13 protein-coding genes and 2 pseudogenes are annotated in these 14217 nt (G+C 70.1%); 4 read left to right on the top strand and 11 right to left on the bottom strand.

What is annotated here, in order from left to right; genetic code table 11:
* Positions 1-16: 16 nt before the first annotated feature.
* The 6 genes from ACFYOU_RS24590 to ACFYOU_RS24565 are packed head-to-tail and all read right to left on the bottom strand — an operon-like array spanning position 17 to position 6201.
* Positions 17-1063, bottom strand: a complete 1047-nt coding sequence (locus ACFYOU_RS24590) for a GNAT family N-acetyltransferase (protein ID WP_391308529.1) — start codon at positions 1061-1063, stop codon at positions 17-19.
* Complete coding sequence (locus tag ACFYOU_RS24585) at positions 1060-2070, bottom strand: glycosyltransferase family 9 protein (protein WP_391308527.1); 1011 nt, start codon at positions 2068-2070, stop codon at positions 1060-1062. Before ACFYOU_RS24585 ends, ACFYOU_RS24590 begins: the two co-directional genes overlap by 4 nt.
* A 27-nt stretch (positions 2071-2097) precedes the next feature.
* Positions 2098-2661: a GNAT family N-acetyltransferase gene (locus ACFYOU_RS24580; protein ID WP_391308658.1), complete on the bottom strand. Its 564-nt coding sequence runs from the start codon at positions 2659-2661 to the stop codon at positions 2098-2100.
* 2 nt (positions 2662-2663) lie between these two features.
* Positions 2664-3662: an NAD-dependent epimerase/dehydratase family protein gene (locus ACFYOU_RS24575; RefSeq protein WP_391308525.1), complete on the bottom strand. Its 999-nt coding sequence runs from the start codon at positions 3660-3662 to the stop codon at positions 2664-2666.
* Between the two features lie 5 nt (positions 3663-3667).
* On the bottom strand, positions 3668-5773 hold the full coding sequence (locus ACFYOU_RS24570; RefSeq protein ID WP_391308522.1) for a PfkB family carbohydrate kinase: 2106 nt from the start codon (positions 5771-5773) through the stop codon (positions 3668-3670).
* The gene (locus ACFYOU_RS24565; protein ID WP_391308521.1) at positions 5770-6201 is read right to left on the bottom strand and encodes a VOC family protein; all 432 of its coding nucleotides are present in this window, start codon (positions 6199-6201) and stop codon (positions 5770-5772) included. The genes ACFYOU_RS24570 and ACFYOU_RS24565 overlap by 4 nt, the downstream gene beginning before the upstream one ends.
* A 230-nt stretch (positions 6202-6431) precedes the next feature.
* Between ACFYOU_RS24565 and ACFYOU_RS24560 the strand changes: the two genes are divergently transcribed.
* Entirely contained in the window at positions 6432-6614 is a 183-nt protein-coding gene (locus ACFYOU_RS24560; protein ID WP_391308519.1) for a hypothetical protein, read from the top strand.
* Between the two features lie 2 nt (positions 6615-6616).
* On the opposite strand, the gene ACFYOU_RS24555 is transcribed toward ACFYOU_RS24560, so the two are convergent.
* Entirely contained in the window at positions 6617-7870 is a 1254-nt protein-coding gene (locus tag ACFYOU_RS24555) for a helix-turn-helix domain-containing protein (RefSeq protein ID WP_391308517.1), read from the bottom strand.
* A 518-nt stretch (positions 7871-8388) separates the two neighbouring features.
* On the opposite strand from ACFYOU_RS24555, the pseudogene ACFYOU_RS24550 reads away from it, so the two are divergent.
* Together ACFYOU_RS24550 and ACFYOU_RS24545 are read left to right on the top strand one after the other, a co-directional pair.
* Positions 8389-8589: pseudogene (locus ACFYOU_RS24550) on the top strand (IS5/IS1182 family transposase); the annotation flags it as partial.
* A 91-nt stretch (positions 8590-8680) separates the two neighbouring features.
* Positions 8681-9148 (top strand): annotated as a pseudogene (locus tag ACFYOU_RS24545) (transposase); the annotation flags it as partial.
* 216 nt (positions 9149-9364) lie between these two features.
* On the opposite strand, the gene ACFYOU_RS24540 reads toward ACFYOU_RS24545, so the two are convergent.
* Positions 9365-11302, bottom strand: a complete 1938-nt coding sequence (locus ACFYOU_RS24540) for a BTAD domain-containing putative transcriptional regulator (RefSeq protein ID WP_391308515.1) — start codon at positions 11300-11302, stop codon at positions 9365-9367.
* A gap of 112 nt (positions 11303-11414) precedes the next feature.
* Here ACFYOU_RS24540 and ACFYOU_RS24535 point away from each other — a divergent pair, with 112 nt between their 5' ends.
* Positions 11415-12293 (top strand): alpha/beta fold hydrolase, encoded by an 879-nt coding sequence (locus ACFYOU_RS24535; RefSeq protein WP_391308513.1) that lies wholly within the window; start codon positions 11415-11417, stop codon positions 12291-12293.
* A 350-nt stretch (positions 12294-12643) separates the two neighbouring features.
* Here ACFYOU_RS24535 and ACFYOU_RS24530 read toward each other — a convergent pair whose 3' ends face one another.
* From ACFYOU_RS24530 to ACFYOU_RS24520, 3 genes are all read right to left on the bottom strand, one after another.
* Positions 12644-12862 carry a hypothetical protein gene (locus tag ACFYOU_RS24530; protein ID WP_391308511.1) on the bottom strand — a complete coding sequence of 73 codons (219 nt, stop codon included), beginning with the start codon at positions 12860-12862 and terminating at the stop codon, positions 12644-12646.
* Between the two features lie 61 nt (positions 12863-12923).
* A complete protein-coding gene (locus ACFYOU_RS24525) occupies positions 12924-13166 on the bottom strand; it encodes a DUF6411 family protein (protein ID WP_391308509.1) in 243 nt (80 codons plus the stop codon).
* Positions 13163-13396, bottom strand: a complete 234-nt coding sequence (locus tag ACFYOU_RS24520) for a hypothetical protein (RefSeq protein ID WP_391308508.1) — start codon at positions 13394-13396, stop codon at positions 13163-13165. Before ACFYOU_RS24520 ends, ACFYOU_RS24525 begins: the two co-directional genes overlap by 4 nt.
* Between the last annotated feature and the right edge of the window lie 821 nt (positions 13397-14217).

The following is a 14217-nucleotide window of genomic DNA, read 5'->3' as shown; positions in this document are numbered from 1 at the left end:
GTCCCCGGGGCCTGGACTACCTGTCTGCCAGGTCACTCGGGAGCAGATCCATCAGCAGCGCGTCCCGCCATGCACCGTGGTGGCGTTCGTAGGACCGCATCTGGCCGACCTGCTGGAAACCCGCCTTCTCCAGGCATCGCACAGCGGCCCCGTTGTCGGCGTTGGGCGCCGCGGTGACCCGGTGCCGACCGGCCGCGAAGACCGATCCGGCGAACAACTTGAGTGCCCGGGTCCCGATCGACCGGCCCCGGTCGGCCGGGTCGGACACCACCACCGCCTCGATTTCGATGCGTTCGACGTCCGGATCGGTCGCCGTGCGGTACTCCAGGAAGCCGACGGGGCGATTCCGCTCCAGCACCACGAGGCAGCGCTCGTGCTGGAATCGGCTGAGCACCCCGTCGGTCGGTTCCAACGCCCGCCACGCCAGGACGTCGGCGTCGCCGAAGGTCCGGCGGAACAGTTCGAGGTCTCCCGGTATCGCGCGTCGCAACCCGATGCCGCTCTCGTCGAGCTGGTCGTCCTCGACGACGGCGGCACCGGGCCGCACGGATGCCTGCTCGCTTGCCTCGATCAGCTTTTCGAGCAGGTCGACCAGTTCGGCGGCGTCCTCCGGGCGCGGATTCGGCACGACGCGACAGGTGGGCGCCTCGAACGCCTCGGGGGTGAGGAACGGGTGGTCGCCCAGGACCAGCAGCGGGCGTCCCGTGTCCAGGGCGAGACCAATCTCGGTGAGCGTGCCGTAACGGCCCTCGAACGCGATCATGCCGTCGCCGCACCAGTTGAGGATGTTGCTCCGGGCCAGGTCCATGGACGTGGGCAGGGCCCAGGTGGTCCCGTCCTCGGCGTCGGACAGACGGTTCCACTTCAGCAACGCGAGTGTGTCGCCGCCGACCGCCTGGCAGCCCTTGTTGGTCGCGGCTGCCACGCCGCCCTCTCCGCCGCTCACCACGCCGTAGCCGCGCTTGGCGAGCTCTTCGCCGATCATCTCCGCGAGCAGGAGGACATCGGCTCCCGCGTTGCCGGGCCGGCCACCGAGTACTGCGATAGCGCGTCGCCGGGTCATTCGACCACCTCCTGGCGGCTGAATCGCCGCCTGCTCCATTCCAATTGGTTCAGTTCGATCAGCACGTCAGCCGGGGTCACACCGGCCGCGCACGGGGCCGGGCACCCGGTGTAGTAGAGCCGGCAGGTGCCGTTCGGCTTCATGTGGGAACACGACAGCGCGAGGGTGCTCTGCACGATCCGCGAGACGTCAGGCGGTGCTGCCGGTGACCAGATGTCGCCGTCGGTCGCCAGGTACAGCGTGACCACCGGGCACCCCAGTGCGGCCGCCAGGTGCACTGCCAGCGTGTCGTTGCTGACCAGCACGTCCAGCCCGGCGATCCAGTCGCGGAGGGCTTCCAGCGAGTGCAGATGGACGGTCTTGGTGACATCCGGCTCCGACGACAGCCGATGTGCCAGCACCTGTTCGTCCGCTGCCAGGCCGACCGCGATCTCGACCTCTAGCCCCTGGTCGCCCAGCTGCGCGATCAGAGTCGACCAGTCCTCCGTCGGCCAGCGCTTGACCGCGGCACTGGCACCGACATAGCAACCCGCCAGTCCTGGACGTGCCTGCCGCCGGTCGGCGAGCCAGGCCGAGCGGTTCAGGTCGACGGGGACACCGTGTGCGCGCAGAAGACGGGCGGCCTGTTCACCGAAGGGCAGCCGCTGAGGCCCGCCCAATTCATGCAGGTCCCAGCACTCGACCCCCCTTTTCGTCGCCTCGGAACGGAAATCGAAGTAGTTTCCGTCCTTTTCGGCGAACTCCATCCTGAGATTGACGACTAGGTCTACGTCATTGCGGTCGATGAAATTCCACAGTTCCTCCCGATCAATCGGTGAGAACCGTCGCCACAGTGCCGGGAACGTCCCGGAAGAACCCTGCATACCGAACGCCGAGCGCACCCATTCCGCCTCAAGTGCGATATTCGGTGCCATAAAGTAGCGCTGCCCCGGGTGGCTTCGCTCCAGCGCCGCCAGGAGTGGCGCCGTGATGATCCCGTTGCCCACGCCTTCGTTGATGAAGACCATTGCAGTAGGCATTTGCGCCCTTCTTGGTCAGTGTCCGTCGGCTTCCGGCGGGGCACTCAAGCGGCTCAGGAGCCGGGGGCTGGCGAGCCGGTCCAGGTACTCGGGCTCGTTCCGCGCGCGCTCGATGCCGGGGCGAAGATCCAGGAGGTAGCGCACCGAGCCCACGTCCTTGCAGCCGACTCCCATCTTCTTCGCCAAGCGGGCGTAGAGTTTCCGCGCGGGAGTGTTATCGGGTTCGGTCTCGCCTTCGGCGTACTCGTAGCCCCGCCGCATCGCCTCCACGAACGCCGCGGCCACCAGAATCGCTCCAATGCCTCGGAAACCACGGAGGGGCTCGGTTACGTACACGTCGTGCACGTACGCCACGTTGTCCGCGAACTGGAGGTTCGGAATGGGATCTACCATCACGCATCCCACAGCGGCGCCCTCTTCGATCGCGATGATCTGGAAACTCGCATCATTTCCGACGACACCCTCGAAGAAGGCGCGGGTGATGGCGAGGTCGACCTCTCTTCCGCAGGCGCGCTGATGCTCGACGATCAGGGGGATGAGTAGATCCAGTTGATCCCTGCCCACCACGACCGTGTCCATACTCACTTGATCTCCATGCTCGCGGCGACCGCGCTTTCAGCGTGTCTTCCTGTGTTCTCGAAATGCAGGTACAACTCATGGGCGGCGTTGCGCAGGTCGTCCAGACCCGGACGGGGCCGTGCCGGGAGCGCTCTGTCCAGAGCGGACATGTCGGCGCAGGTCCAGTACTGATACCGGCCGATGTGGGGGTTCGGGACCAACCGCACGTTCAGTGGTGTCTCCGCGAAGTCCGAACACCAGTGGAGCAACTCGGCGAAGCTGACCGCATGGCCCGATCCGAGGTTGTAGATGCCGGAGGGCGCCGCGGGATCAGCCATCAGGACGCACGTCTGCGCGACCGTGGCGACGGGAACGTAGTCCCGGCACGCCTCCAACGTGTCCGCGAAGACCGTGAGCGGTTCCTGCCGCGCGGTGGCGAGGAGGAGCTGGCCGATGATGGAGGCCATCGACTCCTTGTGCAGTTCCCCGGCGCCGAAGACGTTGGTGAACCGCAGGCCCGCCCATCCCGGTCCTCCGCGGATGCCGGACCGCGTGGTCATGTGCGTGTCGAACAAGGTCTTCGACTGGGCGTAGGCGTTCAGCGGGCCGGAGCACGCGGGGGAGCCCAGTGCGGTCTCCGGCAGTGCCCGCCGACCGGTGATCCCACCGTAGACGCTGAACGAGGACGCGTAGACGAACCGCGTGCCGCTTCGCTCGCAGCGCTCCGCCAGTGCCGCGGGTCCGGTGACGTTCGTTCGCTCCAGCGCCTGCCAGTCCTCCTCGACGGTGCTGCTGATCGCGCCGAGGTGCACCACCGCGGTGAACTGGCCTGCGGCCACCGCCTGAAGAATCGCGGGGTCGTCGAACGAACCGGTGTGGAAGGTGGTGTCCCGGCGGAGGTCGCAGGGCGGCGTGGCGAGGTCTACCGCGGTGACCTGGTATCCGGCTTCCAGACAGGCCCGCGCCACGTGTCGGCCGATGAACCCGGCAGCTCCCGTGACCAGCACGCTCCGCTGACTCATGCCGGTCACCGGGTCCGCGCCGACTCGATCAGCGACGACGTCGACCAGCCGGCGACGAACGGTACGACCACGGTTCGTCCGCCCAGCGAACCGACCAGCTTGCTCTCGGGAATCCCTATCCCCGAGTAGTCGCCGCCCTTGACCCAGATCGAGGGTCGCAGCGCGCGTATGGCCTCGTCGGGCGTGTCCTCGTCGAACACCAGCACGCTGTCCACGGAAGCGAGTGCTTCGAGCACGAGAGCGCGCTGCGCCGCCGGTACGACGGGGCGCGACGGGCCCTTCAGCCGGGACATCGAGTCGTCGCTGTTCAGACAGACGATCAGGCAGTCACCCAGTTGGCGCGCCTGTTCGAGCAGCCGGACGTGCCCGACGTGCAAGAGGTCGAAGCACCCGCCCGCGGCAACCACGGTGCCGCCCCTGGCCCGGACCGCCTCGGCGAGCTCGACGGCCCCGCGCACTGCCGCCGCGCGCCCGGCCCCCGAGGGCCCGGTCGTCGGTGAGCCGTTGTCGGGCCGGTGGGCCAAGGACCTGGGGCCACCCGCCGCGACGTACTCCGACGCCGCCCGCACCGCCGATGCCACCGCCTCGCTGGGCAACTGACCGCAGGCCAGCATGGCGGCGAGGTGACCGGCGAAGAAGTCGCCGGCACCGCAGGCGTCGGCCTTCCCTCCCGCGGCAGCCTTCGCGGGCACGACCAGCGGCGGCAGATCCGCGTCGGAGAGCAGGACGGCCCCGTGCTCCTGCCGGGTGAGCACCACCTGGACCGGCCCCCACACGCGCCCTACCGCGCGTGCCGCCTCGACGTCGTCCGACAACGCGCCGCTGCCCGGTCGGGAGGCGATGACTCGGGCTTCCCGGCTGTTCGGCGTCACGACGGCGGTATGGGCGACCGGAACCGCGCCGCGCGGATGCGGATCCCAGACCAGCGGAGAGCGCCGAGCGGCCTCAGCGAGGAGGTCACGCAGGCCGGTGTGCGCGGTGACGCCTCGACCGTAGTCGGACACCAGGACGCCGTCGGCAGCCGTCAGTACGCGCCGTGCCGCGGGCAACGCTGTGTCGCTCTCCCGCCCGATCGGCGGGCAGACATCGTGCTCGTCCAGCATCATCAGGGTGCGCGCGGCGGCGCGTATCCGCGTCTTCACCGCAGTCGGGCCGTCCAGCCCGAGATCGACCACCTCGACTCGCGCTTCGTCCAGCAGCGTGCGCAGTTGGTCGCCCACCGCGTCCTCTCCCAACGCGGTGACGAGGGTGACCGCGTGGCCCTGTCTCGCGCTCATGACGGCCGCCAGTGCGGCACCGCCGGGGCGCATGCGCGTGGTGCCACCGCTCACGACCAGGGCCGGTTCATCGGAGGCGACCCGCTCCACCCGGCCGGTGTGGTCGCGGTCGAGGAACGCATCGCCGACCACCACCAGGTTCGTGCGGACTCCGGGTGCCGCAGCCGGTCGGCCCTCCCCGACCGGCTCCGATGGCGAGGAGGCGGCCAACGAAGAGAGCGGCGCGGACGGGTGGGAACCCACGGCGTCTGCGGCGGTGGAGCCCTTGGCGGCGATGGCGTCGTCCATGGCCGCGCACATCAGGTGGATCACCACGAGGTGGCATTCCTGCGCCGTGGATGTCGCCTGCGCCGTCACGGTCACCGCTTCGTCCACCAGCGTGACCAGTGGATTGGGCGCGGGTCCCGTCAGCGCCCACGTCACCGCGCCGACCTCGCGTGCGGCCTCCGCGGCACGCAGCAGGTTGGCACTGCGGCCGGAGCCGGACATGAGCAGCACGATGTCGCCCGGCCGCGCGTGTGCCCGGACTTGCCGGGCGAAGACCTGCTCGTAGCCGTAGTCGTTGCTGATCGCGGTGACTGAGGATGTCTCGGCATGCAGCGCCAACGCGGACATCGGCGGGCGTTCCGTCTGGAACCGGCCCACCAACTCGGCTGTCAGGTGCTGGGCCTGCGCCGCGGACCCGCCGTTGCCGGCCACCAGCAGACGCTGACCGTTGCCGGCCAGTTCGGCCAGCCGTGATCCCCAGTCCGAGACCCGGGACACATCGAGCCCTCGCAGGGAAGAAATGAGCCGGTTCAGGTAATCCGTAGTGGTCGTAACCCCGGCCGTCATACCGATTCTCCTCCTATCGGGCGTCCTAGGAAGTCGTTGAGTTCAATAGTGTGACCATCGGGGTCGGCCACGAATGCCACCGTCTCTTGATGGATTCGATATGGCTCGGTGATGACCCGGTATCCGAGTGCGCGAATATGTTCTACCAACACCGGAACATCGGCGACGCGAAACGCGATGTGCTGAGTAGGGTGCGGGTTCGGCGCAAGATCTCGTTCCTGCCAGAGTTCTACACCTGCTGGCCTGCCGTCCGGCGCCATCTGTGAAATGACCCGGTCGGTCAGGTCGTAGCGCACGACGCCGGTGAGCCCGAGTGCGTCGACATAAAACCGTTCGGCGATGTCAATGTCTACTACATCCAGCCTGATGTGGTCTAAGGCAGTGGCCGAGGTAGCTGCGCGCACACGGCCCTGCGATTCGCTGCCCAAACTGATTCTCCTTGCGAAGTGACATCGTTTCCGCTACGTGGTACGGCCGCATCTGCTTTTGGGGAAAGGTCGGGAGCCGGCTGATCCGGTGCGCGGTGACTTGAATACAAGGTTCGTCGCTGCGGTCTTTTCGGTCAATGTGAAGAGGCACTGTCCTGCTCCGCCACCGGTGTGCTTTTCACAACGTCGTCCGGGTCCATCGTCGAAGACGATCCAGGCGCCGCATTCGGATGGTCGGCGCCCGCTTGGCCGACCGGCAGGGTGCCGCCACCGAACCCGACCGGGCGCTGTCGCCCTCCGGGTCCGACGGTCGCGCCACCGTCGTCGACGGCCGCGCGCTCAAGGGCTCGGCCCGTCGCACCGCGACGCGCCGGAAGCCGCTCGCCGCGGTCGCTCACGGCATCTCGGTATGAGGTCAGCGACCTCTCTGCCGGGAGGCCGCGAGCGCCGTCCCCCGGTGGGCGGGGTCGGCCGCCGCGGGCTTCTGCCTGAGTGCGTAGAGCGCGAGGCAGAGTTCGGCGACGTCCTTCGGATCGGCGGGGGAACGGCCGGTGTGCTTGCGGATGCGGCGCAGGCGCAGGCGCACGGTATTGGGGTGGCAGTACATGCGTTTGGCGGTTTCCTCGACGGAGCCGCCGCAGTCGATCCAGGTCTCCAGCGCGTCTATCAACACCTTGCGCTCCGCCTGCGGCAGCTCGTCCAGAGGGCCGAAGACGTGGCCGGCCAGACGCTGGCCGATCTCGGGTACCGCCGCTGCGGCGACCGCCACCAGGTGGTCGTCGAACACGGTCACCGAACGTCCGCCCGCGCCCCTGCTCTGCATCGCGGCCCTGGCGCACCACCGGTGAGCACCGGTGAGGTACAGGTCCTCGTAGACCGGGCTGAGGCCGGCCCGGCGGGTCACGGCGCCCTCCAGTAGTTCGGCGAGTTCCTCAAGCTGCCCGGGCCGGCCGAGCTGGATGATGCCGACCTGGGCGTCCGCCTGAAGGTGCCAGACCGAGTGGAACCCGGACCGCCGCAGCGCCTCCTCGGTCCGCGCGAGGGCGGGAGGGCCGGCCGAAGGCAGCTCCGCCACCAGTACCGCGAACCATCCGTACCGCGGCATGCGCAGCACATCCAAGGTCGCCTGCAACATGCCGAGATCAAGGCTTCGATTGGTCAGCAGGGCGTCCAGCAAAGCCGAATGCTCCTGCGCGGCTGTCCGTATCCGCGCGGTAGCGGCCGCGCGGTAGCCGGACACCGCGGACTCGATCATGATGTCCTGGAAGCGCCAGATCGAGGACGCCGCCGCGACCAGGCCCTTGTCGTCCACCAGGCCGGTGGCCTCGGCCTCGGCTATCAGCAGTTCCCAGATATGACGGAAGCCCATGCGGTAGCCGGTCACCACGACGGCCTCCGGCATGTCCTTCTGGGCGAGCCTGCGCCCGGTACTGGCGCCGATGGTGGTGTACAGCGGAGCCTCACCGGCTAACGCTCGCAGCACATTGCGCAATTCGGCGCGGCAGGAAGCGTGCAGATCCTCCAACGGAAGGCGATGCTCGCCAGCTGCCGAATCGATCAGCTCGGCCAGGGAGTCGCCGAGGTCGTCGACCCGCTCCAGCATGCCTGTGACGATCTTTGCAAGACCGTCGTCAACGGCCGCATCATCGCTGGCAAATGTGTCTGCCATGCGCACATTCCTTTCTTGGGTCTACGATAGAACATAGAGTTCCCCACACGGCCGGATCTCGGGGTCGTCCCGGCTCGCGCTCGGAGTTCTCGAACACGCCTAACTGCCACCGGGATACGAAACGAGATTCGGAATGCAAAACGAGACCGAATCTCGGCACCACGAAGCCATCGGCCGACGCGCCCGTAATTGATGGCTCGCCGGTGTCTTCGAGGGCCTGCGCATATGGAATGAAGCTGTTCAACCCGATGCCATCGAAGCCCCGTTCATCGTGGAGACTCCCGTCGGGGCCAGGGAACCCAAGCCGATGCGAGAGGCATCGAGCCCACCTGGCAGTACATGCTTCATCAGAGGTTCCTTGTTATGCGGCTGCCGGGCCCAGCTGCTGGAGAAGACCGACACCCGTGATGACGACCAGAACACAGCCGGGGTTCCGTTGCTTCGCAGTGAGCCGCCCGGGTCGGGCTCGCCACCGCCGATCGGAACACCTGGCCTGGCTGCGCGAGCGCGGGCTTGTCGCGCGCATCGCACGGCCCGGAATCGAGTCCGGCGAACGCCTCGGCCGGCACCGCTGGAAGACCGAGCGGTCGATCGCCTGGCTCTTCGGCTGCCGCCGCCTCACGGTCCGATACGAACGAAAGGGCTCGCACGTCCTTGCCTTCCTCGGTCTCGCCGCCACCCTGACCTGCTACAAGAAGCTCGCGAAACGCACCACGTGAGACACCCTCTCGCTGGGCGTTTCGTTCATGAAAATGTCCTGTCTGCGCCACCCGGCCGGCGCCCACCTTCGGGCTGGAAGGCGGCATCAGCATGGCATCAGCAGTCGCGGACGGCACCACGGACCAGGATGTGGTCGGCGGGGTCGACTCCCATGCCGACACCATTCACGTCGCGGTCATCAGCGACAACGGAGGCCACCTCGCGGACGCCGAGTTCGCTACCACCGCCGCCGGATACGCCGCGGCCCTGGCCTTCGTGAACGCCCACGGCCAAGTGAGGGCGATCGGCGTGGACGGCACCGCCTCCGACGGGGCAGGCTTCACCCGCGCCGCCCGCTCAGCGGGCCTGGACGTCGTGGAGGTCAACCGGCCCGACCGGGCTGAACGCCGCCGCATCGGCAAGTCCGACCCCATCGACGCCTACGCCGCCGCCTGCGCCGGACTGTCCGGACGGGCCTCCAGCGCACCCAAGGACGACACCGTCACCGGCATACGCGCTTTGCACAACGCCGCCCGCTCCGCCGTCAAGGCCCGCACCGCCGCCCTCAACCAAATCACTCACATCCTCGTCACCGCACCCGAGAGCATCCGCGCCAAGTTCGGGCAGCTCAAGGGCGCCGACCGGACCGCTTGCATGCTGCACCCGGACGGTTCCTGGGCCCGCGCCGCGGCACCCGGCCGCCGGGACTTGCCAACCGTCCACCAGGGCGGCCCCCGCCGGTCGTGGGACCTGCTGGAGGAGATCCGGCAGAAGGAACTCGCGGACTGCGGTCGCCTACCCCGCTCCGGCGCATCCCTCCGCCTCTGCCAGGTACCGCGCCACCGGGCCCAGGGTCAGCATTCCGCTGGCGGCGCCGGCGTGTTCTGCACAGGCATCACGCAGGGCAGCCGCAGCGTGCCCGGCGATTCCCCGCTCGCCGAGGCGTACGGCGGCGCGGGCGGTCAGGCACCACATGGCTTCCTGCACGTGGTCACGCGGTGGTTCGGGCACCGCGGCGAGGGCGGTACGGGCCTCCTCGACTCGGTCCTGGGCGAGCAGCACGAGGGGTCGCGCCCAGAGTCGGTACGGGCCCCAGTCGAGGTGCGGGTCGGTGGGCGCGGGCCGGTCGTGCAGCAGGCGCAGTCCCAGTAGGGCGAGCGGGAACAGGCCGCGGTGCAGCCCCGGCATTCCGGCCGTCCGGAGGGTGTCCTCGGCAGCGCGGTAGTGCGCTGCTGCCGTGGCGGCGCTCGGTCCGCCGGGTTCGGCGCTGCGGGCGGCCGTGGCCCGGGCCCTGAACCACCCGGTGAGCACGGAGACGAGGGGCGCCTCGGTGGTGGCGGCGAGCTGCTCGGCCGCATGGGCGTGCGAGGTCGCGGCGTCGAGGTCGCCGAGGGCCGAGGCGGATTGCAGGCGGACGAGTCGGCCGAGCACGGCGAAGTTCGGCAGCTCGTGCCGAGTGGCCAGATCGAGGATCTCGACGCCGATCCTGTCCCGTGCCGCCGCGAGCCCGGGGCTGCCGAAGGACTGCAGGAACATCCCGTTGAGGGCGAAGGCCAGCAGGGCGGGATCGGCCAGGTCCCGTGCCAGTGCCTCGGCCTGACGCGCCGCCTGCTGCGCGTGCTTCAGCTCGGTCCCGGACAGATCGGCGCTGCGGCTCTCGACGGCGACCGTGGCCAGCAGGCGGGCGCGCAGGTCGGCGGGGCCGTCGGGGCCCAGCCCGGTGAGCGTGCGCTCGGCAGCCGCGACGACGGCGCGGGACTGCTCGGGGTCGTCGGCCCGGCTCCAGAGGGCGGGCACGTCGTAGGCGCCGATGATCCGGGCGGTCAGGGAGAGGTCTCCCGTGCGTTCCGCCGCCTGGACGGCGGCGAGGCGGTCGCGCCGCGAGCGGACGAGGGCATCGCCGCCCGCCAGCGCGAGGGTGCGGGCCAGATCCACCGTGGTGCGCGGGCCGAGCCGGACACCAGGGCCGGTCCACGCGGCACGTGCTCCTTCGGAGGGCACGGACCCGTTGAGGATGTCCGTCTCCAGGCGCTGGAGGTCGGAACCGGGGTCGAGCCCGAGTTGGTCAACGAGCATCGCGCGGGCACGGCGGAGGGTGGCCAACGCGTCGGCCTGGCGGCCCGCGCGGTACAGCGCGCGGGCAAGCAGCTCCCAGGCCGGCTCGCGCCACGGGTGTTCGGCGACATGGGCACCCAGTTCGGCGACGAGATCGGCCCCTTCCCCGCAGTCGAGGAGGATGCGGGCGCGCAGTTCCACCCCCTCCAACCTCAATTCCTCCAGCCGGGTCCGCTCGCGCTGCGCCCATGCGGAGCCGGTCACATCGGCGTAGGCGGGGCCACGCCAGGCCGCGAGTGCCGCGCCGAGGTCGGTCACCGCGGCGGGGTCGCGGCGGGCTCGGGCCAGCGTGTCCTGGAACCGATGGACGTCCACGTCCTCGCGCGGCGAGCGAAGCGCGTAGCCGGGACCTTCGGTGACGATGACGCGCGGCGGACTGCGGGGCGGGCGGTCGGGTTCGAGGGCACGGCGCAGCGCGGCGACGAACGTACGCAAAGCGCCAACCGCGCGGGCAGGCGGATCGGTCCACAGGTCATTGACGAGGGTGTCGGTGGTGACCATCCGCCCCTCGGCGGCGACGAGCCGGGCGAGTACCTCACGATGGCGGGGTCCGCCCAGGTCAACAGGGCTGCCGTCGTCGTGGAGGGCCCGAACCACGCCGAGCACGTCGATTCGCATGCCCCCATACTCCGTGCCAGGGGCCGGCTGCGCCCAACCGTACTGATCGGCTGCTGATCGCCTTCGCCCAAGCTGATCCGGTCAAGTCCCCGACCCGAAAGGGTGGTCCCTCATGACCCTCACCATTCCCGGCTTCGATCACATCCGCCTGCCCGGCGCGGACGGTGTGGAACTGGCCACAGCCGTCGGCGGCAGCGGCAGCCCGGTCGTGCTGTTGCACGGTTTTCCCCAGACCCACCTGATGTGGCGACACGTCGCCGAGCGGCTCGCCGACGAGCACACGGTGATCTGTCCTGACCTGCGGGGTTACGGCGCCAGCGACAAGCCGGCGGCCGCCGACCCCGATGTGTATGCCAAGCGCACCATGGCCGCCGACGTCGTGACCCTGGCGGCGGCGCTCGGTCACGAGCGCTTTGCCCTCGTCGGCCACGACCGAGGCGCCCTGGTCGCCTTCCGGGCGGGGTTGGACCACCCGGAGACCATCACGCACCTGGGCATCCTCGACATCGTGCCGACGCTCGACATGTGGAACGTCCTGCACGGCGCCCCGGCGGCGATCGGCTACCACCTCTTCCTGATGGCGCAGCCGCCGGGCCTGCCGGAGACGATGATCGCAGCCAGCGCGGACGCGTTCTTCGGCTCGTTCCTCGACGCCTGGGCCAACGACCCGACCACCATGCCCGAGGACGTACGTGCCGAGTACCTGCGCGCGAGCGCCGCGGCCGTGACGTCGATCGTCGCGGACTACCGGGCCTCGGCGGGCATCGACGTCATGCACGACCAAGCGGACCTGGACGCCGGGTCGCAGCTGGCCATGCCCGTGACGGTCGTCCAACAGGACTGGGGCGCGCAGCTCGGCTACGACGCTGCCGGGGTGTGGAAGGCGTGGGCGCCGGACCTGGACCACCGGCTGACCCGCGCCGGGCACTTCATGGCCGAAGAGGCACCCGACGAGATCGCGGCCGCGATCCGGGGCCTGCTGGCCCGCTGAGCCCCAGCTCCCGACTCGCCGAGTCGACGAAGGGCAACTGTGCGTGGGCATCTCCTTCGGCCACGCCGACGGAACGGCACCTGTCAACCACGTCAGGACCGGGAGGGCTGCGCCAGACGCGATTACGACATTCCGCAGCTCGCACAGCAAATCCTGCTGGAGTACTGGCTCGCACCTTCCCCTGACCAAGACGTCCCCGCATGAGGTGAGTTGGCGGCAGCAGACGAGGACGCAGACACTGCTGGTGAAGGGTAGGAAGTGGCTGGCCTCTCGTGTGGAGCGGCGGTGGTGTGCGCGGCTGCCGTCGTGCGGGCCGGGTCCGGTGCTTCCGGCCGGTGTGTGCCGGGCGGTCAGTGCCGGGGAGGGAGCCCACGTGTCCCCACACCGGTGAAGCGCCACAGGGCGAGCAGCCACAGGGCCGCGAGTATCGCCAGCCCGACCCATGCCCCGGCGAGGTTCTGGACGAAGACGAGGAAGAGCAGGAGGATCACCGTCGGCACCGAGACGACGACTGCCCAGGTGAAACTCCTACGGACCTTGTCGGTCCCGGTGAAGCGGTGCTGTTGCACGGTCGTCTCCTCGAAGGTCGCGGGCAGGGGCCCCGGGGGCCGCTGTGGCGGGCGGGGCGGCTCAGAAGGGGAGCCGGTTGCGGGCCCGGCGACCAGCCGAGCCGCTGCGGCTCACCGCACGGGCGCTGGTGCTGAAGGGCTTGCTGAACATCCTGCCGAGGATTCCGGGTGCCTTGCCGCCGGCGCGCGCCCCGAGGCCCAGAGAGCGCAGGGTGCCGCGCTCGGGGTGCCGTGACAGACGAGGTAGGAGGAAGGCGAGAACGGCCAGGACCAGGCACAGGGCGATGACGGCGACGATGATCACGGTTCGGCTCCTTCGGTTCGGTCGTGATGGACCGGCTTCCCCGTCACGCCGGCGGTACGCCACCCGCCGGGCTGTCGGCTCGCCTGGAGCGCCCCGCCGCCGCTCAGCGCGGAGGCGACGACGAAGACCGCCGCGGGCAGGGCACCTGCTGCCTCCGCGGCGGCGGCCTTGATGAGCGTGGTCCTGGCCGGCGGGAGCGAGGGCGCCGAGGTGAACTGCGCCCCGACCACCGGCGGAACGCGGCGAGGGCGAGGTAGCGCCCCCTGGGGCGGGTGTTCCGCCCGAGCGGCCGAGTGCCTCCCACTCTCCCCCTCCGGGGCGGTGAGGCGGGCGCGCTGGAGGAGGCCAGAAGCGGCGGACCTCCTGGACGAAGACGCGGCTCACCCCCTCGCCACCCACCGCACGTGCGGCACGGTGCTGCGGCCAGCGGTTCGGGGCGTGCGCGGCGAAGGTGAGGAACCAGGCCACCGCGTCCGTGGACCGGACGATGTTCAGCAACTCGACCGCGCCGGTGTGCGGGTGGAACTGCTCGCCGCCAGCGTCGCGGTGCGCGGCTACCGCCTGCACCACGGACCAGCGAGCCCGCAGGTGGCGCGGCCCGACGGCGGCGAAGCCGTCCACCACGGCGAGCAGGTTCCGGGCCGTTTCCTCCTCCGCGTCCTCACGCAGCGGCATGCCGGCCCCGTCGTGGACGGCACGGCCAGGAAGAGCGCCTTGCGGTCCCGGTGCGCTGCGCCGTCCAGGGCGTGCGCGGCGCCCCGACCGAGGAGCGTGTCCAGGAGTGGGCCCGGCAGGGCTCCCGCGCGGCGGACGGGGACGGCTTCGGCGCCGCCGGCTTTCCGTCGCCCAGGCCGCCGCCACCCTCGCCCTGCGCTCCGAGGGGCGCTTCACCCTCGGGCCCGACCCGGACGGCTTCCTCGACTTCTGCCGGCGGGAACCCGTTGGGCCGCTCCGCGACCTCACACTGCGTCCGGGCCCTCCGCGAGCGAGGGCCCTTGGAACGTGCCCGTGGGGGCGGCCGATCGGCCGCCCCCACGGGCAGGTGAACTGA

Origin of the sequence: Streptomyces sp. NPDC005955 (assembly GCF_042871255.1) — a bacterium.
Lineage (GTDB): Bacteria > Actinomycetota > Actinomycetes > Streptomycetales > Streptomycetaceae > Streptomyces.
This window is presented reverse-complemented; position numbering and strand designations above follow the sequence as displayed.

Bases quoted from the DNA above. Each gene is read 5' to 3' on its own strand.
- ACFYOU_RS24590 (WP_391308529.1), bottom strand. From the start codon at position 1,063: ATGACCCGGCGACGCGCTATCGCAGTACTCGGTGGCCGGCCCGGCAAC.
- ACFYOU_RS24585 (WP_391308527.1), bottom strand. From the start codon at position 2,070: ATGGTCTTCATCAACGAAGGCGTGGGCAACGGGATCATCACGGCGCCA.
- ACFYOU_RS24580 (WP_391308658.1), bottom strand. From the start codon at position 2,661: ATGGACACGGTCGTGGTGGGCAGGGATCAACTGGATCTACTCATCCCC.
- ACFYOU_RS24575 (WP_391308525.1), bottom strand. From the start codon at position 3,662: ATGAGTCAGCGGAGCGTGCTGGTCACGGGAGCTGCCGGGTTCATCGGC.
- ACFYOU_RS24570 (WP_391308522.1), bottom strand. From the start codon at position 5,773: ATGACGGCCGGGGTTACGACCACTACGGATTACCTGAACCGGCTCATT.
- ACFYOU_RS24560 (WP_391308519.1), top strand. From the start codon at position 6,432: ATGGTCGGCGCCCGCTTGGCCGACCGGCAGGGTGCCGCCACCGAACCC.
- ACFYOU_RS24555 (WP_391308517.1), bottom strand. From the start codon at position 7,870: ATGGCAGACACATTTGCCAGCGATGATGCGGCCGTTGACGACGGTCTT.
- ACFYOU_RS24540 (WP_391308515.1), bottom strand. From the start codon at position 11,302: ATGCGAATCGACGTGCTCGGCGTGGTTCGGGCCCTCCACGACGACGGC.
- ACFYOU_RS24535 (WP_391308513.1), top strand. From the start codon at position 11,415: ATGACCCTCACCATTCCCGGCTTCGATCACATCCGCCTGCCCGGCGCG.